13 protein-coding genes and 12 pseudogenes are annotated in these 21,557 nt (G+C 72.7%); 18 read left to right on the top strand and 7 right to left on the bottom strand.

Going from position 1 to position 21,557, the window contains the following annotated elements; translation table 11 throughout:
* Positions 1-148: 148 nt before the first annotated feature.
* The 3 genes and pseudogenes from UG55_RS08810 to UG55_RS46175 all read right to left on the bottom strand — a co-directional run.
* A complete protein-coding gene (locus UG55_RS08810) occupies positions 149-1,612 on the bottom strand; it encodes an aldehyde dehydrogenase (protein WP_066065533.1) in 1,464 nt (487 codons plus the stop codon).
* A gap of 237 nt (positions 1,613-1,849) precedes the next feature.
* Positions 1,850-2,146: pseudogene (locus UG55_RS34175) on the bottom strand (TetR/AcrR family transcriptional regulator); the annotation flags it as partial.
* Between the two features lies 1 nt (position 2,147).
* Positions 2,148-2,782: pseudogene (locus UG55_RS46175) on the bottom strand (TetR/AcrR family transcriptional regulator); the annotation flags it as partial.
* A gap of 83 nt (positions 2,783-2,865) precedes the next feature.
* On the opposite strand from UG55_RS46175, the gene UG55_RS08820 reads away from it, so the two are divergent.
* The gene (locus UG55_RS08820) at positions 2,866-4,569 is read left to right on the top strand and encodes an amidohydrolase family protein (RefSeq protein ID WP_066065539.1); all 1,704 of its coding nucleotides are present in this window, start codon (positions 2,866-2,868) and stop codon (positions 4,567-4,569) included.
* A 103-nt stretch (positions 4,570-4,672) separates the two neighbouring features.
* Here UG55_RS08820 and UG55_RS08825 read toward each other — a convergent pair whose 3' ends face one another.
* The gene (locus tag UG55_RS08825) at positions 4,673-5,545 is read right to left on the bottom strand and encodes a FadR/GntR family transcriptional regulator (protein ID WP_128422909.1); all 873 of its coding nucleotides are present in this window, start codon (positions 5,543-5,545) and stop codon (positions 4,673-4,675) included.
* 73 nt (positions 5,546-5,618) lie between these two features.
* On the opposite strand from UG55_RS08825, the gene UG55_RS34185 reads away from it, so the two are divergent.
* From UG55_RS34185 to UG55_RS08845, 6 genes and pseudogenes are all read left to right on the top strand, one after another.
* On the top strand, positions 5,619-5,858 hold a 240-nt coding region (locus UG55_RS34185; protein ID WP_242424021.1), incomplete at its 3' end, for an acyl-CoA dehydrogenase family protein.
* Between the two features lies 1 nt (position 5,859).
* Positions 5,860-6,285: pseudogene (locus tag UG55_RS34190) on the top strand (acyl-CoA dehydrogenase family protein); the annotation flags it as partial.
* A 1-nt stretch (position 6,286) separates the two neighbouring features.
* Positions 6,287-6,773: pseudogene (locus tag UG55_RS34195) on the top strand (acyl-CoA dehydrogenase family protein); the annotation flags it as partial.
* Complete coding sequence (locus UG55_RS08835) at positions 6,770-7,843, top strand: acyl-CoA dehydrogenase family protein (RefSeq protein ID WP_083986590.1); 1,074 nt, start codon at positions 6,770-6,772, stop codon at positions 7,841-7,843. The pseudogene UG55_RS34195 and the gene UG55_RS08835, both read left to right, overlap by 4 nt.
* The gene (locus UG55_RS08840) at positions 7,840-9,060 is read left to right on the top strand and encodes an acyl-CoA dehydrogenase family protein (RefSeq protein ID WP_066065549.1); all 1,221 of its coding nucleotides are present in this window, start codon (positions 7,840-7,842) and stop codon (positions 9,058-9,060) included. The genes UG55_RS08835 and UG55_RS08840 overlap by 4 nt, the downstream gene beginning before the upstream one ends.
* A complete protein-coding gene (locus UG55_RS08845; RefSeq protein ID WP_066065552.1) occupies positions 9,057-10,244 on the top strand; it encodes an acyl-CoA dehydrogenase family protein in 1,188 nt (395 codons plus the stop codon). Before UG55_RS08840 ends, UG55_RS08845 begins: the two co-directional genes overlap by 4 nt.
* Positions 10,245-10,305: 61 nt before the next feature.
* On the opposite strand, the gene UG55_RS08850 is transcribed toward UG55_RS08845, so the two are convergent.
* Positions 10,306-10,899 (bottom strand): excalibur calcium-binding domain-containing protein, encoded by a 594-nt coding sequence (locus tag UG55_RS08850; RefSeq protein WP_066065555.1) that lies wholly within the window; start codon positions 10,897-10,899, stop codon positions 10,306-10,308.
* A gap of 312 nt (positions 10,900-11,211) precedes the next feature.
* Here UG55_RS08850 and UG55_RS34200 point away from each other — a divergent pair.
* From UG55_RS34200 to UG55_RS08865, 7 genes and pseudogenes are all read left to right on the top strand, one after another.
* Positions 11,212-11,991, top strand: a 780-nt coding sequence (locus UG55_RS34200; protein ID WP_242424022.1) for an amidohydrolase family protein, incomplete at its 3' end; no start/stop codon positions are given.
* Position 11,992: 1 nt separating this feature from the next.
* Positions 11,993-12,337, top strand: a pseudogene (locus UG55_RS34205) (amidohydrolase); the annotation flags it as partial.
* 1 nt (position 12,338) lies between these two features.
* Positions 12,339-12,417: pseudogene (locus tag UG55_RS45225) on the top strand (hypothetical protein); the annotation flags it as partial.
* A gap of 71 nt (positions 12,418-12,488) precedes the next feature.
* Positions 12,489-12,775, top strand: a pseudogene (locus UG55_RS46900) (Rieske 2Fe-2S domain-containing protein); the annotation flags it as partial.
* A 1-nt stretch (position 12,776) separates the two neighbouring features.
* Positions 12,777-13,366, top strand: a pseudogene (locus tag UG55_RS34215) (SRPBCC family protein); the annotation flags it as partial.
* A 1-nt stretch (position 13,367) separates the two neighbouring features.
* Positions 13,368-13,670 (top strand): annotated as a pseudogene (locus UG55_RS34220) ((2Fe-2S)-binding protein); the annotation flags it as partial.
* On the top strand, positions 13,667-14,083 hold the full coding sequence (locus tag UG55_RS08865) for a nuclear transport factor 2 family protein (protein ID WP_066065565.1): 417 nt from the start codon (positions 13,667-13,669) through the stop codon (positions 14,081-14,083). The pseudogene UG55_RS34220 and the gene UG55_RS08865, both read left to right, overlap by 4 nt.
* A gap of 102 nt (positions 14,084-14,185) precedes the next feature.
* Here UG55_RS08865 and UG55_RS34225 read toward each other — a convergent pair.
* Both UG55_RS34225 and UG55_RS34230 read right to left on the bottom strand, forming a co-directional pair.
* A pseudogene (locus UG55_RS34225) lies at positions 14,186-14,462 on the bottom strand (short-chain dehydrogenase); the annotation flags it as partial.
* Between the two features lies 1 nt (position 14,463).
* A pseudogene (locus UG55_RS34230) lies at positions 14,464-15,001 on the bottom strand (SDR family NAD(P)-dependent oxidoreductase); the annotation flags it as partial.
* A 235-nt stretch (positions 15,002-15,236) separates the two neighbouring features.
* Here UG55_RS34230 and UG55_RS08875 point away from each other — a divergent pair.
* The 4 genes and pseudogenes from UG55_RS08875 to UG55_RS08885 all read left to right on the top strand — a co-directional run bounded on the left by UG55_RS08875 (position 15,237) and on the right by UG55_RS08885 (position 21,475).
* Entirely contained in the window at positions 15,237-16,313 is a 1,077-nt protein-coding gene (locus tag UG55_RS08875) for a Zn-dependent alcohol dehydrogenase (protein ID WP_066065567.1), read from the top strand.
* Positions 16,314-16,394: 81 nt separating this feature from the next.
* Positions 16,395-17,339, top strand: a 945-nt coding sequence (locus UG55_RS08880; RefSeq protein ID WP_242424023.1) for an amidohydrolase family protein, incomplete at its 3' end; no start/stop codon positions are given.
* Position 17,340: 1 nt separating this feature from the next.
* Positions 17,341-17,642 (top strand): annotated as a pseudogene (locus UG55_RS34235) (amidohydrolase family protein); the annotation flags it as partial.
* A gap of 137 nt (positions 17,643-17,779) precedes the next feature.
* Positions 17,780-21,475, top strand: a complete 3,696-nt coding sequence (locus UG55_RS08885) for an indolepyruvate ferredoxin oxidoreductase family protein (protein ID WP_066065667.1) — start codon at positions 17,780-17,782, stop codon at positions 21,473-21,475.
* Positions 21,476-21,557: the final 82 nt, after the last annotated feature.

The raw sequence follows: 21,557 nt of genomic DNA on the forward strand, positions 1-21,557 counted from the left end.
GCCTCGCCGTGACGAAACCCGGAATCTGGAGGATGTCGGGTATGTGTTCCTCCGAGTACCACTTGTTGTACTCGTCCTCGCGCTCAGGCGAGATGGGGCGGGACTGGACGACGAAAACGCCCTTTGGCATGCAGGCCTCCCGGTGTCGTCAACGAAGCAGTGCCGGCGGGAGCCCGATACTGCGGGTCTCCAGGAACTCGGCGAGCCCTTCGGTGCCCAGCTCGCGGCCGAGCCCGGACTGCTTGAACCCACCGAAGGGCACCAGCGGGAACGGGGGGTAGCTGCCGTTGACCGCCACGCTGCCGGTGCGGATGCGGCGGGCTACCGCCACCCCGCGGGCCGGGTCCGCCGTCCAGACACCGCCGGAGAGGCCGTACTCGGAGTCGTTGGCGATGCGCACGGCGTCGTCGAGGTCGTCGTAGGGGATGAAGCACAGCACCGGCCCGAAGATCTCCTCCTGGGCCACCCGCATGGAGTTGTCGACGTCACCGAGGATCGTCGGCTCCACGTACCAGCCGCGCGGGAGGTGGGCCGGCCGGCCGCCGCCGGCCACGACCCGGGCGCCGTCAGCCACGGCACCGGAGATGTAGCCCTCGACCCGCTCCCGCTGCCGGCGCGCGACGAGCGGCCCGACGATGGTCGCGGGATCGTGCGGGTCACCGACCGGGATCGCCTCCGCGGCGGCGCCGGCGATCGTCAGCGCCTCCTCGTACCGGGCCCGCTGCACCAGAACCCTGGTGTGCGCGCCGCAGACCTGCCCGGACAGGTGCATGCCCCCGCCGACGACCGCCGGGACGACGGTGTCGAGGTCGGCGTCGTCGAGCAGGATCGACGCGGACTTCCCGCCCAGTTCGAGGGAGACCCGGCGGATCCGCTCCCCGCACAGGCTCATGATCCGCCGGCCGGCCGCCGTCGACCCGGTGAAGGCGACCTTGTCGACGCCCGGATGCGTCACCAGGTGTTCGCCGACCTCCCGGCCGCCCGGGACGAGGTTGACCACACCCGCCGGCACCCCGGCGGCGTCCAGCGCCTCGGCCAGGATGTAGTTGCTCAGCGGGGCTTCCGGGGCCGGCTTGAGCACGACCGTGCAGCCGGCGGCGAGCGCCGGTGCGGTCTTCCACGCGGCGAGGGTGACCGGCGCGTTCCACGGCACGATCGCGGCGACGACGCCGACCGGCTCGGTGGTGACCAGGCCGCCGCGCTCACCGGTGACGACCTTGTGCTCGAACTCGTAGGTGCGCGCCAGCTCGGAGTAGTAGTCGAAGACCGCGGCGACCATGCCGGTCTGGGCACGGCGGGCCTGACTCGCCGCGCAGCCCATCTCGTCGATGGTGACCTGCGCGATCTCGGCCTCGTGCTTGCGCAGGGCCTCCGCCGCGCGGGCGAGGATGTCGGCGCGCTCGGCCGGGGACAGCCGCGGCCAGGGCCCGTGGTCGAACGCCTCGCGGGCGGCGCGGACCGCGTCGTCCATGTCGGCGTTGGTCGCGACGGGAACCCCGCCGACGACTTCTTCCGTTGACGGCGAGATGACCGGGAGAATCTCGGAGCCCGCGGGCGCGGCCCAGGTTCCGTTGATGTAGAACGCTTCTCTGTGCATCAGGCGATCACGCACAGTGGCCTCCCCTGGGTAGCTCCCGGCGCGGAGCCTAGCATCATGAGCGAGTGCTCGCTAGCTTCAATGGATCTTCGGAAGTCCATCAGGCGCTGGTCATCCAGGGCGAGACACTATGTGAGTGCTCACTTGAGAATCAAGGCAGTCGGCCGCGGTGACTGCGGTGGCCGGCCGCGGTATCCCTCCGCGACCGCGGCGGTGCGTCGTGACGTGTGCGGTACTGGCTCCGGCGCGGCGTCAGCGGCGGCGGCGGGAGGGCTCCAGGACGGGGAAGAACCCCTTGATCGTGCTCTCGCTGATCAGGCCCACCGCCCGGTCGCGGTTGAACAGGTCGTTGTGGCGGCTCTCCATCGCCAGGATCAGCGCGATGCCCATGACGGCGCGCGCGGACAGGTCCGGCGACTCGAACTCGAAGCCGTAGCGGTCCTCGACGTCGCGCCAGGCGTCGGCCAGCCGGTCCATCGCCACCGCGAAGTGCTTGCGGTAGAACTTCCGGCCCACCTTCGGATCGCCGAAGAGGACCAGGCCCAGCAGNGGAAGGACCTCCTCCAGCGTCGAGATGAGCTGGCGGTACAGACCGTTCATCGTCTGCAGCTGCCGCTCGGGCGTGAGCGGCTCCTCCAGATCGATCACCTCGGTGGCGGCGACGAGCTCGTCGACGGCGTCCCGCAGCGGCTCGACGACCGCCTCGTAGAAGAGCTGGTCCTTGCTCTCGAAGTGGCGGTAGATCACGCCTTCGCTGATCCCGCCGCGTTCCGCGATCGCCTTGATGGTGGTGCCGTTCATGTCGCCGGTCTCGGTGAAGGCCTGGCGGGCGGCCTTGAGGATCGAGCGCTTGCGTGCCTCGGCGGTCATCCGGCGGGGACGCGGGGGCTCCTCCGTGGCGGGTGTGTGAACTACCTGCTCGGACATCGTTCCTCCGGCGCCTTGTACCACAGGTGGTGAATGAACGTACACTACGTCAGCCGAGTGGATCACCGGTCTGCCGAATCGCCGAAGTTTTCGGATTTCCGTGTCGCGTGCGTCACGCGGTACGGCGCGCCCGTCCGGGTGGAGGTGTGGCGGGTGAGGGGGCGTGGGGGCAAGCTCGGCGCCGTCCCGCGGCCCCGCCGGCGCCCGCGGCCCGGCGGCCTGGGCGGCTTGACGGGGCGCGCGCGACGTCCCTAGCATTTTGCTGAATGAGGGCTTACTTATTTTCCCTCCCGTCGGTACCGGGACGGCCCGGCGCCAGGTGGACCTGAGGAACGGATGCCATGCACGACATCGTGATCTATGGCGGCGAGGTGGCCGACGGGACGGGTTCCCCGCCCCGGCGTGCCGATGTGGCGATCGACGGGGACCGGATCACCGAGGTCGGTGAGGTCGCGGAGCGCGGGCGCCGCCAGATCGACGCCAGTGGCCGCCTGGTCACGCCCGGGTTCGTCGACATCCACACCCACCTCGACGCACAGCTGTTCTGGGACCCGGTGGCCAGCCCCTCGTGTTGGCACGGGGTGACAAGCCTCGTGCTGGGCAACTGCGGCGTCACGTTCGCCCCCGTGCGGCCCGGCGAGCAGCGCTACCTCGCCGAGATGATGGAGTCCGTCGAGGACATCCCGGTCGAGACGATCATGTCCGGGGTGGACTGGGGCTGGGAGACCTACGGCGACTACCTCCGCGCGCTGGGGCGCCGCGAGCTCGGCGTGAACGTCGGGGGCATGATCGGACACTGCGCGCTGCGCACCTACGTCATGGGCCCGCGCGCGCTCGACGAGGCTCCCGCCTCGGCCGAGGAGATCGCCCGGATGGCCGAGGTCGTCGGGGAGGCGATCGACGCCGGCGCGCTCGGGTTCTCCACCTCCCGCAGCTTCATGCACACCGTGCCGGACGGCCGGCCGGTGCCGGGGACCTTCGCGGCCCAGGCGGAGCTGGCCGCGATCGCCGGCGCGCTCGCGTCCCGGGGCCGCGGCACGATCGAGGTCGTGCCCCGCATCGGCGAGCGCGACGGGCCGGACAAGGCGAACTCCGTCGCCGAGCTGGCCTGGATGGAGCAGATCAGCCGGGACTCCGGCCGTCCGCTGACCTTCGCGATGATGCAGAGCGACCGCCGGCCCGGTCTGTGGTCCTGGGTGATGGACGAGGTGGCGGCCGCCCGCGGCCGGGGGGCCGACCTGCGGCCGCAGACCGCGGCCCGGGGCAGCGGGATCCTGTACGGGCTCGTCGGGCGCACCCCCTACGACGCGCTTCCCGGCTGGGCCGAGCTGATGGCGCGGCCGTGGGAGGCCAGGCTGGCCGCGCTCGCCGACCCGGCGCGGCGCGCGGCGCTGGCCGAGGAGGCCGACCGGCCGGTCGAGCTGTCGGGGCCGCTCGCGCCGAAGGACCCGGCCAAGCTGTACCTGCTGCCCCCTGGCCCGGCGCGCTACGACGTCAACCCGGACAACAGCCTCGCCGCCGAGGCTGCGCGCCGCGGGATCAGCCCGGCGGCGGCGTTCCTGGAGTTCACGGTGGCGACCGGAGGGCTGGGGTTGCTCTACTACCCGGTGCTCAACCAGGACCTCGACGCGGTCGCCGCGATGCTGACCAACCCGGGCGTCGTCGTCGGCGTGGGTGACGCGGGCGCGCACGTGGCCCTGACCATGGACGCCGGCCAGTCGACCTTCCTGCTGCGGCACTGGGTGCGTGAGCAGGGCCTGCTCGACATCGGCCACGCGGTGCGGAAGCTGACCGCGGAGGGCGCCGAGCTGTTCGGGCTCGCCGACCGCGGGGTGGTGGCGCCGGGCGCGTTCGCGGACCTGAACGTGATCGATCTCGACCGCCTCGACCTGGACGTGCCGCAGATGCGCGCCGACCTCCCACTGGGCGCGAACCGCTTCGTGCAGCGGGCGCGTGGCTACGACTACACCCTCGTCAACGGTCGGGTCCTGATCGAGGGCGACGAGCTCACCGACGAACGCCCTGGCCGGACCCTGACCGGCTGACCCGCTGACCTCCCGGCAGCCCGGCCGCCCGGCGCCCCGCGGACCGGGCTGCCGGCGGCGGGCAGCGGGCAGCGGGCGGCGGGCGGCGGCGGTTCCCGGCTGGTCAGACCCGCCAGAGCGGGTTCGGGATCCCCGGTTCCTGCCGCGACCGGGCATGGGTGACGGTGACCACGCTGTCGTCGAAGAGGTCCAGCAGGTAGGCCTGGGAGGCGGCGAGATGGGCGCGGGCGATCCGTTCGGCGGCGGCGGCCCGCCCGGCCGTGATCTCGGTCAGGATCCGGCGGTGGGTACGGACGACCTGTTCCGCCTCGACCTCGGCCGGGTACTCGCCCCGGCTGGTGACCGAGGTCGCCCAGGCCCGTTCCTGCGCGGACCACAGGGCCACCAGGCTGCCGACGACGTGGCGGATCGTCGCGTTCGGCGTGAGCGCGACGACGAGTTCGTGGAACTCGCGGGCGGCGTGGGTGAAGGCGCCACCGGTGCCGACGAGGCGGGCCGAGTTCTCGATGTTCGCCCGGAGCGCGGGGACGATCCGCTCGTGCCGGTCGGGGGCCAGGGCGCACTGGGCCGCGCACTGCGGCTCGAAGGTCTGCAGCCCGACCGCCAGGTCGCCGAGGGTGACCCGGCCGGCCTGCAGGGCGAGCCCGAGGTGGTAGGCGGCGGACGTCTGGTCCGGCCGGTGGACCTCGGCGCCGCCGATCTTGCCGCGCCGCACGGTCACCAGGCCCTCGGTCTCCAGGATCCGGATGGCCTCGCGGATGGACGGATAGCTGACCCCGAACTCCTGGACGAGCTGGTCCTGGGTCGGGAGCTGGTAGCCCCCGGTGCCGGACTCCGTGCTGCCGGTGCCGGAGCTGTCGCCCGGGCCGGCTCCGCCGCCCGGGCCACCGCCGGCCAGGATGCGCCCGCGCAGCGCCGCGGCGACCGTCTCGGCGATCCTGACCTGCGAGACTCGTCCCTGGCGGCTACTCGGCACGTCAGTGAGCATACCCCTCGTTATCTTTATAAGTATTGAAGGTTGAGAGGTTTCGGGCTACTGTCTGCCGACCATGGAGTACGACATGGGCGAGGGAGTGGAAGCACTCCGGCGCGACCTGCGTCAACTGGTCCACAAGCATGTGCCGCCGGACTTTCTCGGCGCCTTCACCGACAACCCCGCCGATCTTGAGATCGCCCAGAGCTTCTGTCGCACTCTCGCCGATCAGGGCCTGCTGTGCATGGCCTGGCCGGTCGAGTTCGGCGGGCGCGGGGCGAGCCTGTGGGAGCAGACCGTCGTCCGCGAGGAGATGNGGGCGCTCCACGAGCCGCGCGGCGCGCAGTACATGGGCGTCAACTGGGTCGGCCCGGCCATCATGCGGCACGGCACGGCCGAGCAGCAGCAGCGCCACCTGCCGCCGATCTCCCGCGGCGAGGTGATCTGGTGCCAGGGCTTCAGCGAGCCCGAGGCCGGCTCCGACCTCGCCTCACTGCGCACCGCCGCCCAGCCGGACCCGGACACCGGCGGCTGGCGGGTCAGCGGCCAGAAGGTCTGGACGTCCTACGCCACGATGGCGCAGTGGTGCTTCCTGCTGGCCCGCACCTCGCGGGAGAAGCGCAAGCAGCAGGGGCTGACCGTGTTCCTGGTCCCGATGTCCCACCCGGCGATCGAGGTCCGGCCGATCCCCAGCATGATCGGCCCGCACCACCTCAACGAGGTCTTCTTCGACGAGCTGCCGGNCACCGAGGCGGACGTGCTGGGAACCGTCGGCAACGGCTGGGCGATCGTCCAGGAGGTGCTCGCGTTCGAGCGTGTCGGCATCGCCCGCTACGCGCGGTGCGAGCGGCTGCTGCAGGCGGCGCCCGCGGCGCTCGGTGACGAGTGGGACCGGCTGCCCGAGGAACTGCGCAGCCGCTGGGCGCGGATGCTCGTCCACGCCCGCCGTGCCCGGCTGCTCGCCTACCGCGTCGTCTCCCTGCAGTCCGGCGGGCGGATCAGGCCGGACGACTCGGCGGCCTACCGGATCGCCGTCACCCGGCTGGACCAGGAGAGTGCGGAGGTGCTCATGGACATCGTCGCCGAGGCGTCGCTGCCCGGGGAGGACGGCCGGCGGTTCCGCCGCGCCGTGGAGGACCACCGGCGCTACTCGGTCTCCGCGACCGTCGCGTCCGGCAGCGTCGAGATGCAGCGGATCCTGATGGCGCGCTCCCTGCTGGCGGGGTCATGAGCGGCCCCGCGGGCGCGGCCCTGGGTGGCGGCCCGGCCGGTGCCGTGGGTGGCGTCGTCGAGAACGAGCTGAGCGAGGAGGCCGTCGAGTACGGCCGGACGGCCCTGCGGGCCTTCGAGGACGCCGGCGGCGACCAGATCGTGCAGGACGCGGAGCGGGAGCCGGCGCGGCGGGCCGAGCTGGTGGAACCCGTGCTCGCCGAGCTCGGCGCGCTGGATCTGGACCCGCGTGGCGAGGAGGAGCTCGAGGCGGCGGCCGCGCTGTGCCGGGCCGCCGGCTGGTGGGCGCTGCCCTATCCGGTGGCCGAGCGGCTGTGCCGACCCGCCGACGGCTCGACCGAGGGCCTGGTCGTCATTTCCGGGTCCGTTCCCGGTGACGGCTCGCCCGCCCCCGGCTCGCGGGAGGCCGGGCTGCTCGGCGCCGGCCCGGCGGCCGCGGTGGCCGGGCTCGGGCAGCGGTGGTCGACGGTGACCCTGGACGGGCTCCGGGGCGTCGCCACCGCCGTGCCGTCCACCGCGGCCCCCCGGTACAGCGCCTTCGTCACCGGGCTGATCCCGGAGCCGGGCACAGCGTCCGCCGCCGGCGCCCAGGCTGACCTGGCCCTCGGCCTCGTGCTGCCGTGCTGGACCCTGCTGGGCATGCTCGACCGGGCGATGGATCTGGCCCGCGCCCACGTGCTGGCCCGGGAGCAGTTCGGCCAGCCGCTCGCGCGGTTCCAGGGCGTGCAGTTCCAGCTGACCGACGCCGAGGTCGAGCGGCTCGGCGTCGAGGAGCTGGCCAAGTACGCGCTGTGGTCCGTGGCCACCGGTCGCCCCGAGGCGGTCGACGACGCGCTCGCGCTCCGGCTGGCCGTCCTGGAAGCGGCTGACCTGGTGTTCCGCGTCAGCCACCAGCTTCACGGGGCGATGGGGTTCTGCGACGAGACGACCCTGTCGTGGATCTCCCGGTACAGCCAGCCACTGCGCCGCTTCCCGCTGGGGCTGTCCGCCACCCGGGATCACCTGACCCGCCGGGTCGGCCGCGTCGGCCTGGCCGGGCCGTTCGCCTCGGTGCCGGAGGTGCGGCCGTGACGGCGACCCCTGCCGGCACCGAAGCGGGCGATCTCGCCGAGTTCCGGGCCGAGGTCCGCCGCTGGTGCCGGGAGCATGTGCCGGCCGACTGGCGGCGGGCGCAGACCGGGGCCTCCGACGAGGAGTTCGCGGCGTTCCAGCAGGACTGGTTCCAGCAGCTGCGCGCCGCCGGCTACGCCGTCCCGCACTGGCCGGCGGAGTGGGGCGGCGGAATGCCCGTCGCCCAGCAGGTCGTGCTGTACCAGGAGCTGGCCGCCCACGACGCGCCGCGGCTGGTGCTCGGCTTCGTCTCGATCCACCACGCCGCCTCCACGCTGCTCGCCGCCGGGACGGACGAGCAGCGCCGCCGGCATCTGCCCGCGATCCTCGACGGCGAGATCTGGGTGCAGGGCTTCTCCGAGCCCGAGGCCGGCTCCGACCTCGCCAGCCTGCGCACGACCGCGCGCCGTGACGGCGAGACGTTCGTCGTCGACGGGCAGAAGCTGTGGGCCAGTGGCGCGGCGCACGCCGACTGGTGCCTGCTGCTCGCCCGTACCGATCCGGACGCGCCGAAGCGCCGCGGCATCTCGTACTTCCTGATGGACATGCGCTCGCCGGGCATCGACGTCCGGCCGGTGCGCAACGCCGTCGGCGACTCCCACTTCTGCGAGGTCTTCCTCAACGGGGTGGTGATCCCGGCGGAGAACCTCGTCGGCCCGGTGAACGCCGGCTGGCAGGTGGCCCAGGCGACGCTGAGCGCCGAACGCGGGATGACCATGCTGGAGCTGGCCGAACGTCTCGGCAACGCCGGTTTCCGGTGGCTGGTGGAGACCTGCCGCAGACCTGGGCCCGGCGGCGGGCGGCCCGTCGACGACCCGCTGGTGGCCGACCGGCTCGCCGCGCTGGAGACGGAGATCGCCGGGCTGCGGGCGCTGTGCCGCGGCCTGGTCGAACGGCACGAGGCGGGCACCGCGGGCCCCGCGGAGGCGTCGGTGGTGAAGCTGTACTACAGCGAGCTGCTGCAACGGACGATGGACTTCGCCGTCGAGGTCGCCGGGCTGCCGGCGCACGCCGAACTGCGCAAGCCCGCGTCCAGCGGCTGGGAGTCGGGAGCGTGGGTGCTGGACTTCATCGGTTCGTGGGAGTGGACGATCCCCGGCGGAACCAGCGAGATCCAGCGCACGATCATCGGTGAGCGCGGCCTCGGCCTGCCCCGGGAGCCGGTGGTGCCGGCATGAGCGCGCAGGAGCTGGCGGAACTGCACCGTGAGCTGCGGGCCGTGGCCCGGGATCTGCTGCGCCGCAACGCGGCCAAGGCCGGGCCCGACCAGACCTACGCGACGGTCGACTGGTCGCTGCTCGCGGACACCGGCTGGCTCGGGCTGGAGGTCCCCGAGGAGCTCGACGGGGCCGGCGCGAGCTTCGCCGAGGTCGCGGTGGTTCTGCACGAGTTCGGCCGGGCCGCGGCGAGCACGCCTTTCCTGGGCTCGGCCGTGCTCGGTGTCGGGGCGCTGCGGCTGCTCGAGCCGGGCCCCGGGCGGGACGAGCTGCTGCGCGCGGTGGCCGCGGGCAGCGAGCGGATCACGCTCGCGCTGCCCACCGGCGACGACGACGCCGCCGTGTTCCGGGCCTCGCCGGTCGGCGCGAGCGCGCCGGGGGCCACGGCGCCGGGGGCCGCCGCGCCGGGGACAGGGGGCCGGGTGACAGCCGGCTCGGTCGTGGTCAGCGGGCTCGCCGACTTCGTTCCCGACGCGGTCGGGGCGGAGCAGCTCCTGCTGCTCGCCCACGACGAGGCGGGGGTACCGGTCGTGCTGCGCGTCCGCCCCACCGACCCGGGGGTCACCGTCACCGCGCGTCCCGTCCTCGACGAGACCCGCGACTTCGGCACGGTCGCCGTGGAGAACGCCACCGTCGACGCCGACTCGGTGTGGCGCTTCCGCGGCGACGGCCCGGCACCGGCAGCCGAAGCCGCCCGCGGGCTGCGGGACCGCGCCGCGCTCGCGATGGCCTGTGACGCCCTCGGCCTGGCCGAGGCGATGCTGGAGGCGACGGTCGAGTACGCGGGCACCCGCCGGCAGTTCGGGCGTCCCATCGGCTCCTTCCAGGCGGTCAAGCACGCCTGCGCCGACATGTTCGTGAAGATCACCGTGGGCCGGGAGCTGCTCGACGCGGCGGTCCAGGCGGTGGCGGGCGACGAGCCGGACGCCTGGGTGGCGGTGTCCCGGGCGAAGTCCCAGGTCGGCGCCGCGGCGGTGGAGGTCGCCGGCGCCGCGATGCAGCTGCACGGCGGCATCGGTTACACCTGGGAGGGCGGGGTGCACGTCTACCTGAAGCGCGCCCTGCTGGGGCGCTCGCTGTTCGGCGCCCCGGCTGCCCACCGCGCCCGTCTCGCGACCCGGTTCACCTCCGCCGAGCCCGCCTGACGGCCCAGCGTGCGCGGCGCGCCCGGCGCGTGCCGTAGGCACCTCGGGCGCGCCGCGCGCGTCACTCGCAGGCGACGCCGTCGCCGTCCCAGTCCAGCCATCGGCGGTAGCCCGGCTGCCCCTCCCGCAGGGGGGCGGCACCGGCGAGGCGGGCGGCGAGGCACGAGCTGTAGTAGACGTCCTCGGACGGTGTGGGCCGCGGGTCCGGCGCGGCGACGCTGGCGGGGGGCTGCACCGACTGGGCTGGCCGCGTCGCGGCGGGCGTCTGCCGCGGCGCGGGCGTGGGCGGTGGCTGCGGCCCCGCTGCCCGCGCCACGGTCGTCGTGGTCTGTGGCGCCGCGGGCACCGGGGCGACGACCTCCGGCACCGACACCGGTGCTGACGTGCTCGCCAACGGCGGCGTGTCCCCCGCTGGCCCGGAGCTCTCCGCGCTCTCCGCGGACGACGGCGGGGCCGCCGCGCCGGTGGCCGTCAGCGTGCCCGTCCGACTCGCGGCGTCGGGCGGTGCGACGTCCTCCTTCGGGGCCGGCAGCAGCGCGGCGGCGAGCACCAGCCCGAGCAGGACGAGCCCGCCGAGGCCGGCGCTCGCCCGCGGGTGCAGGCGGGTCCAGGTGACCGCCCGGGTGCCCCACCGCCCTGGCCGAGGCAGACTCACATGTGCTCCCACTCGCCGGATCCGCATGGACTGGCCGGTAATGGCTGGCCGGAACATGTCATACAAACATCTTTCGGGCGGATTCGGGCGCCCGAAGGGCGGTTGGGTCGATGCCGAACTGGGATCAGGGGTCCCGCCTGGAGCCGGTCGGAGACCGTTCGCTCACTCCGGCGACGGGGGCGGTCCGCACGGGCACTGGTGTCCTGGGCGTGCCCTGGCTAACATATAGGTGAGCGTTCGCTTTCTTACGGGGCGACGCGCCTCGAAGCATCAGATGCGTGGCCGTCGATGGGTGGCCGTCAGGGAGGTCTCATGACATTGGGCTGGTTCATCTCGGTTGACGACCACCTCATCGAGCCGGCACGGCTCTGGCAGGATCGCCTGCCCAAGAAGTGGCAGGACACCGGGCCGCGGATCGTGCGCGAGGGCACGTCCGAGTTCTGGGTGTACGAGGACCGGCAGATCGTCACCACCGGCCTCAACGCCGTCGCGGGCAAGAGCCGCGAGGAGTTCTCGCCGGAGCCGATCTCGTACGAGGACATGCGCCCCGGCTGTTACGACCCCGCCGCCCGGGTGGCGGACATGGACCAGGGGCTCGTGCTGTCCTCGATCCTGTTCCCGTCGTTCCCGCGCTACTGCGGGCAGGTCTTCCACGAGGCGAAGGACAAGGAACTCGGCCTGGCCTGCGTGCAGGCCTGGAACGACTGCATCCTGGACGACTTCGCCGGCGCCTACCCGGGCCGCTTCATCCCGATGATGATCATCCCGCTGTGGGACCCGGTGGCCGCGGCCGCCGAGATCCGGCGGACGGCGGCGCTCGGCGCCAAGTCGATCGCGTTCTCGGAGAACCCGACCAAGCTCGGGCTGCCCTCCATCCACACCGAGTTCTGGGACCCGATGCTGGACGCCTGCAACGAGACCGGCTTCGTGGTCTCCATGCACGTCGGCTCGTCCTCCAACCTGATCCGCACCTCGCCGGACATGCCGACGCTCGCCTTCATGGCCTACTCGGCGGCGGCGAACCAGGCCGGCACGTTGCTCGACTGGCTGTTCAGCGGCAAGTTCACGCAGTTCCCGAACCTGAAGATCGCCNTGTCGGAGGGGTCGATCGGCTGGATCCCCTACTTCCTGGAGCGGGCCGAGCAGGTCATCGACAAGCAGCGGTTCTGGGCGTCGCGCTTCGACATCGACATGAACGCCTCCCACGAGCGCGGCGAGGCCAAGGGCGCGGCCAGCTTCGACCTCGACACCGACATCCGCCAGCTCTTCCGTGACCACGTGTTCGGCACGTTCATCGAGGACCAGGCCGGCATCCGGCTGCTCGACATCATCGGCGAGGACAACGTGATGCTGGAGTGCGACTACCCGCACTCCGACTCCACCTGGCCGGACACCTCCAAGCTCGCCGGCGGCTGGCTGGGCCACCTCTCCGAAGAGGNCCAGCACAAGATCACGATCGGGAACGCCACCCGCGTCTACGACTTCACGCCCGCAGACCCGGCCACCATCGGCATCTGACAGGCACGTACCCGACTGGGACAGGGACGGTTGTAACGGTGGACAGAGAGGCGTTGGACCACAGCCTGGTNCGGCGGCTGCTGGAGCACATCGAGAACAACACCACCGATGTGGCGGAGTCGGTTCTCGAGGTCTCGACCGAGATCTACTCGGACGCACACTTCCGCGACGAGTTCGAGGCGCTGTTCCTCGACCAGCCGATCGTGCTGTGCCTTTCGGGTGCGCTGCCCGGCCCGGAGACGTACCGCACCGTGGACGTCTCCGGCACGCCGATCCTGCTGACCAGGGACGGATCCGGCCAGGTGCGGGCCCTGACGAACGCCTGCCGGCACCGCGGGGTGCGGCTGGCGGACGGCGCNGGCAAGGCGAAGAGGTTCAGCTGCCCGTTCCACTCCTGGACCTACGACCTGGCGGGGAACCTGGTCAGCGTCCCGTCCGAGCAGTACTTCGACGGGATGTGCCGGGAGGACAAGGGGCTCGTCGAGCTCCCGGTCGCGGAGGGGTACGGCCTGGTCATCGGCCGGCTGCGGCCGGGGCCGCCGCTCGACGTCGACGCCTACCTCGGCCCGCAGCTGGCGGGTGAGCTGGCCATGCTCGACTTCGCCGACTGGGAGCCGAACAGCGAGCCGCACATCCACGAGGTGGCAGCCAACTGGAAGGTCACGCTCGACACCTTCCGGGAGAACTACCACTTCAACTACCTGCACCGGAAGACGCTGCGGACCTATGCCTACGGCGGCGTCCTGACCTTCGACGCCTTCGGTTCGCACCTGCGCAACTGCTCCGCGCTGCGTTCCATCGACGAACTGCTGGAACGCCCGGAGAGCGAGTGGGGCGACGTCACGCAGCACTTCAGCTACCAGTACTCGCTGTTCCCGAACACCTGCCTCACCTTCGACAGCAGGCATGTCGAGCTGTGGCAGATCTTCCCGAAGGGAAGCGCGGCCTCNGAGGTGGTGCACTCCAGCTACCTGCGCCCCGGGCTGTCGGCGGAGGAGCGCGCCAAGGCGGTCGACATGACGCCGTGGATCTGCGAGACCGTCGTCGACGGCGAGGACTTCTGGGTCGCCGGGCGCACGGAGCCGGCGGTGCGCGTGGGCCTGTTCGACACGGTCGTGTTCGGCCGTAACGAACCGGCCCCGCAGCACCTGCACCACGGGTTCGCCGCCGCGATCAGGGAGTACCGCGAGCGCGTCGGTGGGGAGGCGGTTGCGGGTGAGGCGGGGGAGCGGAAGCCCGCGGGAGCGTCGTGACCAGCCTCGATCCGGCCGCCGTGGTGGCGGAGGTCGGGCGGCGCTTCCTGGCCGGTGACCTGACCGGGGCGTTCGCGCTGTACCACCCGGAGATCCGCATCGAGCAGCCGGCGTCCCTGCCGCACGGTGGCTGGTACACCGGCCACGACGGGGTGCGGCGGATGGGCGCCGACTTCGCCCGCCACTGGACCCGCACGATCGGCGACGCCCAGATCAACGGGTGCGTCGGTGGTGCGGGTGCCGCCGGTCTGGTCGTACAGGTCACCACCCAGACCTGGAAGGCGACGTCCACCGGGCGCTCGGCGACGGTCGACGTCGTCGAGCTGATCCGGGTGCGGGACGGCCTCGTCGAGGAGATCCGGGTCTTCCAACAGGACACGGCTCTTCTGCTCGCCACTCTCGAACCGGCCTGACCGCGGATCTGGGGCGCGGAGCGGAGCACCGCCGCCCGCGCCGGAATGCTGACCGCTGGTGTTGGATCGGCAGCTGCCGCCGCCCCCTGCGGGGCGGCGGCACTAGAAGGTCTCGGCCAGTGCCCAGGGACCTTCCTTGAACGGCTTGCCGAGGTAGTCCATGCTGTAGACGATCTTTCCGGTCGAGGTCGCCGGGTCCACGCCGCACAGCAGCAGGGCCGCGTCGGCCATCGCGCTGTCCGGCTCCACCGGGACGTTGTCGGGTGTGTGCGGCGAGACGACCGCCACGCCCGGGGTGACGACGAGGCCGGAGGTTCCGAGCGCGTTCACGGCTACGCCGGTGCCCTCCAGCTCGGCCGCGAGCCCGGTGGACATCCGGNCCAGCGCGGCCTTGCACATGCCGTAGGGCACACAGCCGTCGCGGGACCAGTCCGGGTAGGGCGGGCCGGCCGGGTGGCGGGCCTGCTTCGAGGTGATGTTCACGATCCAGCCGCGGCCGCGCTCGACCATGCCGGGAACGACCAGCTGGCACAGGCGGAACGGGGCGTGCACCATCATCTGGAACATCAGTTCGTAGCGCCGCGGCCTGATGTCGAGGGCGGGGCCGTAGAAGTTGACCCCGGCGTTGTTGACCAGGATGTCGACCGGGCCGAGCGCCTTCTCGGCGCGTTCGACGATGGTCTCGACGTCATCCGGGTTGGTGAGGTCGGCGGGGATGCCGACCGCCTGGCCGCCGCCGGCCCTGATTCGCTCGATCGTCTCCGCGATCGACCCCGGCAGCGGGGCGGCACCGGCGTCGACGGTGCGCGCGACGAGGGCGACGGCGGCGCCGTCGGCGGCGAGGCGCTCGGCGATGTTCGCGCCGATCCCGCGGCTGGCGCCGGTGACGATTGCTATGCGGCCGTCCAAGGACCCCACGAGGACCTCACCCTTGTCGTCGTCGCCGCTGGCCCCGGTTGTCCAGGGGGCGGACTCGCAAAGCCGCATGCTAACAGAGCGCTCACATACTTAGGGCGTTTCGGGCGGGTCTTGTGGAGTGAGCGGTCACTGAACTATCGTCGGCGCTGTTATCGATTGTCGGCGCTGACGCACTGTCGGGTCCATGCCCGGCCACGTGCCCTCGGCCCGTCCGTGCTCCCTGGGAGGATCGCCAGTGCGGGTCGCTGTCGCCTACGAGGCCGAGAAGCCGCTGGTCCTGGTGGATGTCGAGCAGCCCGCCGTCGGCCCGCGGGATGTCCTCGTGCGGATCTCCGCAAGCGGGATCTGCCACACCGATCTGACCGTCATCAACGGGCTGTCGCCGCTGCCGCTGCCGATCGTCCCGGGCCATGAGGCCTGCGGCGTCGTGGAGGAGGTCGGCGCGGAGGTCCGGCGCGTCAAGGTCGGTGACCGGGTGCTCGCCGTAGTCTCTCCGGCGTGTGGGTCGTGCTGGTGGTGTGTCAACGGCATGTCCAACCACTGCGAGCTGGGCGGCCCGGTCAAGAAGACGCTGCGCTACGAGCTACCCGACGGGCGCCGTGCCCCCGCGGTCTGCGGCTGCGGGACGTTCGGTGAGGCGATGGTGGTCGACGAGGCCTCGGTGATCGCCGTGCAGACCGATCTGGCGGACGAGGAGCTGGCGCTGCTCGGCTGCGGGGTCACCACCGGGCTCGGCGCCGCGCTGATCACCGGCGGGGTCACGCCCGGCTCGTCCGTCGCCGTGATCGGCTGTGGTGGGGTCGGCCAGTCGGTGGTCCAGGGCGCGCGGATCGCCGGCGCGGCGACCATCATCGCGATCGACCTGGTGGCCGAGCGCCGCGAGGCGAGCCTGCGGGTCGGCGCGACCCACGTGATCGACCCGGCCGAGGGCGACCCGGTGGCGCAGGTACGGGACCTCACCTCCGGGCGCGGGGTCGACTTCAGCTTCGAGGTGGTCGGGCTGCCCGCGCTGATGGTGCAGGCGTTCGACATGGCACGGGCCGAGGGTGCCGTCACACTGGTGGGAATGCCGGCGACCGGCGCGACCCTGACCCTGCCGGCGATCTCGGCGATCTTCTCCGGCAAGCGCCTGGCCGGCTCGGCGGTCGGCGGCGCGCAGATTCTGCGGGACATCCCGAAGTTCATCCGGCTCGCCGAGAGCGGTCGGTTCGATCTCGGCGGGATGGTCTCCAAGCGGATCGGCCTCGAAGAGATCAACGAGGGGATCGAGCTGCTCAACCGTGCGGAGGGCATCCGCACGGTGATCGTCTAGCGCTGGGGCGCGTGTCGCCAGCTGGCGGTCCGGGCGGTCCGACGAGGCCCCGCGGCCGACGTGTCGGGAGGGAAGACGACCATGACCGAGCGCACGCTGATCAGAAACGCCAGGATCCTCACCTGCTCCGCCGCCCCGGGCGTCATCGCTGACGGCGACCTGCTGATCGAGGGCGACCGGGTGGCCCGGGTCAGCCCCGGGCGGCTGGACGTGGACGCCGCCGCGGCGCGCGTCGTCGACGTCCACGGGGCGACGGTCTTACCGGGGCTCGGGGATGCGCACACGCATCTGAGCTGGCCGCTCGACTTCGTCTTCGATCATGCCGCGGTCGCCGGCGCACCCGCCGCGCCGCACGCGCTCGACGTCGCCGCCGTCGCCCGGACGTACCTGGAGAGCGGCTACACCCTCGTCATCGGAGCGGGTGTCTCCCAGCCCTTCGACGACCTGCGCACCCGGGACGCGATCGAGCGCGGCCTCGTCCCCGGCCCCCGGATCGTCCCCAGCGGGACGATGATCACCGAAGTGGGGACGATCAGCGCCGACACCGGGATGACCACCGTCGTCGCCGACGCCCGCGAGCTGCGCGAGGCCGTCGCGCGCCAGTGCGACAGCGGTGTGCGGGCACTCAAGCTGTTCGTCTCCGGGGACGGCATCGTCCCCGAGTACCCCTCCGATGACCTGTACATGAACGACGAGATGCTGCTCGCCGCGGTCGAGGAGGCCGACCGGCACGGCGCGTTCATCACCGTGCACGCCCGCGGCTCCGCGAGTGTCGCGATGGCGGCGCGCACCGGGGTCCGGCTGATCCACCATGCCTGCTTCCTGGACGAGTCCGCGCTGCGCGAGCTGCGGGCGCGCCGTGACGACGTCTGGGTGTGCCCGGGCCTGCACTACCTGTACGCGATGGTCAGCGGGCACGCCGAGCCGTGGGGAGTCACCCCGGCGAAGATCGAGCGCTCCGGCTACGAGAAGGAGTTCCACGCCCAGGTGGAGAGCCTGCGCCTGCTGCGCGACGAGGGCATCCGCNTCGTGGCCGGCGGCGACTTCGGCCACCAGTGGACGCGCCACGGCACCTACGCCGCCGAACTCCAGCGCTACGTCGAGCTGGTCGGGATGTCCCCGGCGGAGGCCCTCAACACCGCCACCCGGGACATGGGCACGCTCGCCGGCCTGGACGTCGGCCAGATCCGCCCGGGCGCGCTTGCCGACCTGCTCGTCGTCGACGGCGACCCGCTCACCGACATCACCCTCCTGCAGGACCCGGACCGCCGCCGCGCGGTCCTCAAGGGCGGCGAGTTCGCCTACGTCAACCCGCGGATCTTCCCTTGACCGAGGTGGCGGACTGCCCACCGGTGACCGAGGTGGCTGAAGTGACCGAAGTGGCTGAAGTGGCTGAAGCTGTGGCGCCGGGAGCGCCGGAAGTGGCTGGGGCGGACGGGACGGCCGGGGTCCCCGAGGCGGCCGGGGTGGGCGAGGCGACGGAGCGGGTACTGCTGTCCGGGGTGGAGACGCTCACCCGGCTGCTCCTCGTGCGCCAGCGGCTCGACGCCCGCGACGGCCTGACCACGGCGACCATGGTCTCCGGCTACCCGGGCTCGCCGCTCGGCACCTTCGACCTGACCCTCGAACGCCTCGGCAGGGCGCTGCCCGAGCACCGGATCCTGCACCGCCCCGGACTCAACGAGGAGCTCGCCGCCGCGGTCGTGTGGGGCAGCCAGATGGGCGCGGTCAGTTCCTACTCGGACGTCGACGGTGTCGTCGGCGCCTGGTACGGCAAGACCCCCGGCCTCGACCGGTGCGGCGACGTCCTCAAGCACGCCAACGCGATGGGCTCCGGGCCGGGCGGCGGCGTCGTGATGTTCTGCGGCGACGACCCGACCGCGAAGTCGTCCACGCTGCCGTGCGACAGCCTGTACACCTTCGAGGACGCCTGCGTGCCGGTGCTGTTCCCCGGCGACCAGCAGGAGGTCCTCGACCTGGGCGTGCACGCCTACCGGATGTCCCGGTACTGCGGCTCCTGGGTCGGGATGAAGATCGTCACGGCGGTCGCGGACGGCGTCGGCAGCGTCGACCTGGGCCTCGGTCGCCACAACCCGGCGGACCCCCCGGCCGCCGAGGCGCTCATCGACGGCGTCCCGTGGCAGCACCGGCCGCAGGTGACGATCGGCCCGCACGCGGTGCCCGGCCAGGAGACGCTCGTCGTCGATCACCGGCTGCGGGCCGCCGCGGCCTACGCCCGGCACAACGGACTCGACCGTGTCGTCGGCGCCGACCGCGCGCCGCTGGGCATCGTGTGCGGCGGCAAGTCGTACTTCGACGTCATCCAGGCGCTGACCGATCTCGGGGTGCGCCCCGGTGAGCTGGCCGCGGCCGGTGTGCGGGTGCTCAAGCTGGGGATGATGTACCCCCTGGTGGAGAGCACCGTCACCGAGTTCGCCGAGACGGTCGACGAGATCCTCGTCGTCGAGGAGAAGCGGCCGTTCGTCGAGACGCAGCTGCGGTCGATCCTGCACTCGGCGGCGGTCATGACCCCCGTCCGCGGCAAGCGCGACGCCGACGGCCGCACACTGCTGTCGACGGTCGGCGAGCTGGACCCGGCCGCGATCGGGAAGGCCCTCACCCGGGTCCGCCCGGCGCTCGCCGAGATCGCCGCGAGGTCGGCCACCGGTGCCGGTGGCCGGGCCGGTGCGGCCGGGGGTGGCCCGGCCCGGCGCGGGCCCGTCCCGCTGCCGCTGCTGGACGTGCCGTCCAGGCCGCCGGGCTTCTGCAGCGGCTGCCCACACAACCGCTCCACCGTGTTCCCGGACGGCGCGCTCGTCGGCGGCGGCGTCGGCTGCCACGGGATCATGTACTTCGAGAGCCGCAACAAGGGCATGCACAGCATGCCGCCGACGCCGATGGGCGCCGAGGGTGTGCCGTGGATCGGTCTGGCGCCGTTCGTGGACGAGCCGCACCTCATCCAGAACCTCGGGGACGGCACGCTGAGCCACTCCGGGATCCTGGCCATCCGGGCGAGTGTCGCGGCCGGGGTCGCCATCACCTTCAAGATTCTCTACAACGCGGCCGTGGCGATGACCGGTGGCCAGGACGTCACCGGCCTGCTGGACGTGCCCGCGATGACCCGGGCGCTGGAGGCCGAGGGCGTCCGGCGGATCGTCGTGTGTGCCGAGGACCCGAAGCGCTACGGGCGCCGCGCCCGCTGGGCTCCCGGGGTGCGGGTGTACGGCCGTGACCGGCTCCCGGAGGTCCAGGAGGAGCTGCGGGACGTCCCCGGCGTGTCGGTGATCATCTACGACCAGCGGTGCGCGGCGGAGGCCCGGCGGCTGCGCAGGCGCGGTGAGCTGCCGGAACCGCCCCGGCGGGTCGTCATCAACGAGGGTGTCTGCGAGGGGTGCGGCGACTGCGGCACCAAGAGCAACTGCCTGTCGGTGCTGCCCGTCGAGACCGAGTTCGGCGTCAAGCGCCGCATCGACGACCTGTCCTGCAACCGCGACTACACCTGCCTGGACGGCGACTGCCCGTCGTTCGTCACGCTGCGCCCGAAGAAGGTGTCCCGGCTCCGGCGGGCGCTCACGAAATCCGCTGCCGGCTCCGCCACCGCCACCGGCTCCGGTTCGGGTTCGCCGGCCACCGGGGCGCGTCGGCGCCGGAAGGGGCGCGGCACCCGCCCGGCGCTGCCCACGGGAACGCTCCCCATGCCGGACGTCCCGAGCCTCGACGGCCAGTACGGCATCTACATCACCGGGATCGGTGGCACCGGCATCATCACCGCCAGCCGGATCATCGCGGCGGCGGCGGAGTCGGCCGGGCTCGTGGTCGGCGGAGTCGACCAGACCGGGCTGTCGCAGAAGGCGGGCGCCGTAGTCTCCCACCTGAACCTCGCGCGGACGCGGGCGGACATCGGCTCGGCGACGGTCGGGCCCGACAGCGCCGACCTCTACCTCTCCGGCGACATCCTGCAGGCCGCCACTGCCTCCCACCTGGGCCGCACCCGGCCCGGGCGGACGATCGCGGTGGTCGAGGAGGAGCTGACGCCGACCACCTCGATGCTGCAGGGCGGCGCGACCGCGCCCGGGTCCGACGTCCTGCGCCGTTCGGTCGAGGACCGGGTCGGCGCCGAGCGCACGGCATTCGTCGCCGGGCGCCAGATCGCCGAGCGGGTCTTCGCCGATCAGCTGCTGGGCAACGTCGTCCTGCTCGGGGCGGCGTTCCAGCTGGGCGGCCTGCCGCTGTCGCTGGAGGACTTCGAGGCCGCGCTGCGCCGCCAGGGCCGCGCCGCCGCCGCGAACCGGGAGGCCTTCGAGTGGGGCCGCTGGGCCGCGCACGATCTGGCGGCCGTCGAGGCCCGTCTCGCCGCGCCCGCGGACACCGGTGCCACGGCGGACACCGGTGCCACAGCGGACAAGGGGGCCGGTGCGGAACCCGGGGCGATCTTCGACCCGTCGCCCGCGGCGCTGGAGCGGGCCGTACCGCTGGTCGCCGAGCGCGCCCTGCCGGTGGAAGCCCGTGACCTGCTCGTCCGCCGTACGGCGCAGGTGATCGACTACTCCGGGGTGGCGCTCGCCCGCCGGTTCCTCGGGCTGCTTGAGCGGACGACCGCCGCCGACGGCGCCGACCGGAGCTGGGAGCTCACCCACGCCGTCACCGAGTCGTGGTTCAGGCTCCTGACCTACAAGGACGAGTACGAGGTCGCCCGGCTGCACCTGAAGGTCGACTACGACCAGGTGGCGAGCGACCTGGGCATCGAGGGCCCGTACCAGCTGAAGTACCACCTGCACCCGCCGATCCTGCGGGCCATGGGCGTGTCGAAGAAGATCCCGCTGGGCGCGACCTACACCGTCGCGTTCCGGGTGCTGCGCTCGATGAAGCCGCTGCGCGGCACGCCGTTCGACCCGTTCGGGTTCCTCGCCGACCGGCGGACGGAGCGGGCCGTGATCGAGCAGTACGAGCGGCTCCTCGCCGAACTGCTGGCCCGCGACCCCGAGGCGCCATACGAGCTGCTGGTCCGGGCGGCCCGGTCGCCGCTGGCGATCAAGGGCTACGGGGAGATCAAGGAAGCCTCGGTGCGGCGGTGGCGCGAAGAGATCGCCCGGTTGGGCAGCGATCCCGACACCGGATCCGGTCCCCAGCATCGAGTGGTTCCCCGACCTGGTCGGTCTTGAGCGGTTCGGTGAGTGGCTGGGAAGCCTGCCCGGCCGGGCGGCGGGGCGGCTGATCGAGTCGGCGCTGCCACCCGGGTCCGGA

Origin of the sequence: Frankia sp. EI5c (genome assembly GCF_001636565.1) — a bacterium.
Lineage (GTDB): Bacteria > Actinomycetota > Actinomycetes > Frankiales > Frankiaceae > Parafrankia.

What these genes read in the sequence shown, in the direction of transcription:
- UG55_RS08820 (WP_066065539.1), top strand. Translation starts at nt 2,866, where the DNA reads ATGCACGACATCGTGATCTATGGCGGCGAGGTGGCCGACGGGACGGGT.
- UG55_RS08835 (WP_083986590.1), top strand. Translation starts at nt 6,770, where the DNA reads ATGAGCGGCCCCGCGGGCGCGGCCCTGGGTGGCGGCCCGGCCGGTGCC.
- UG55_RS08845 (WP_066065552.1), top strand. Translation starts at nt 9,057, where the DNA reads ATGAGCGCGCAGGAGCTGGCGGAACTGCACCGTGAGCTGCGGGCCGTG.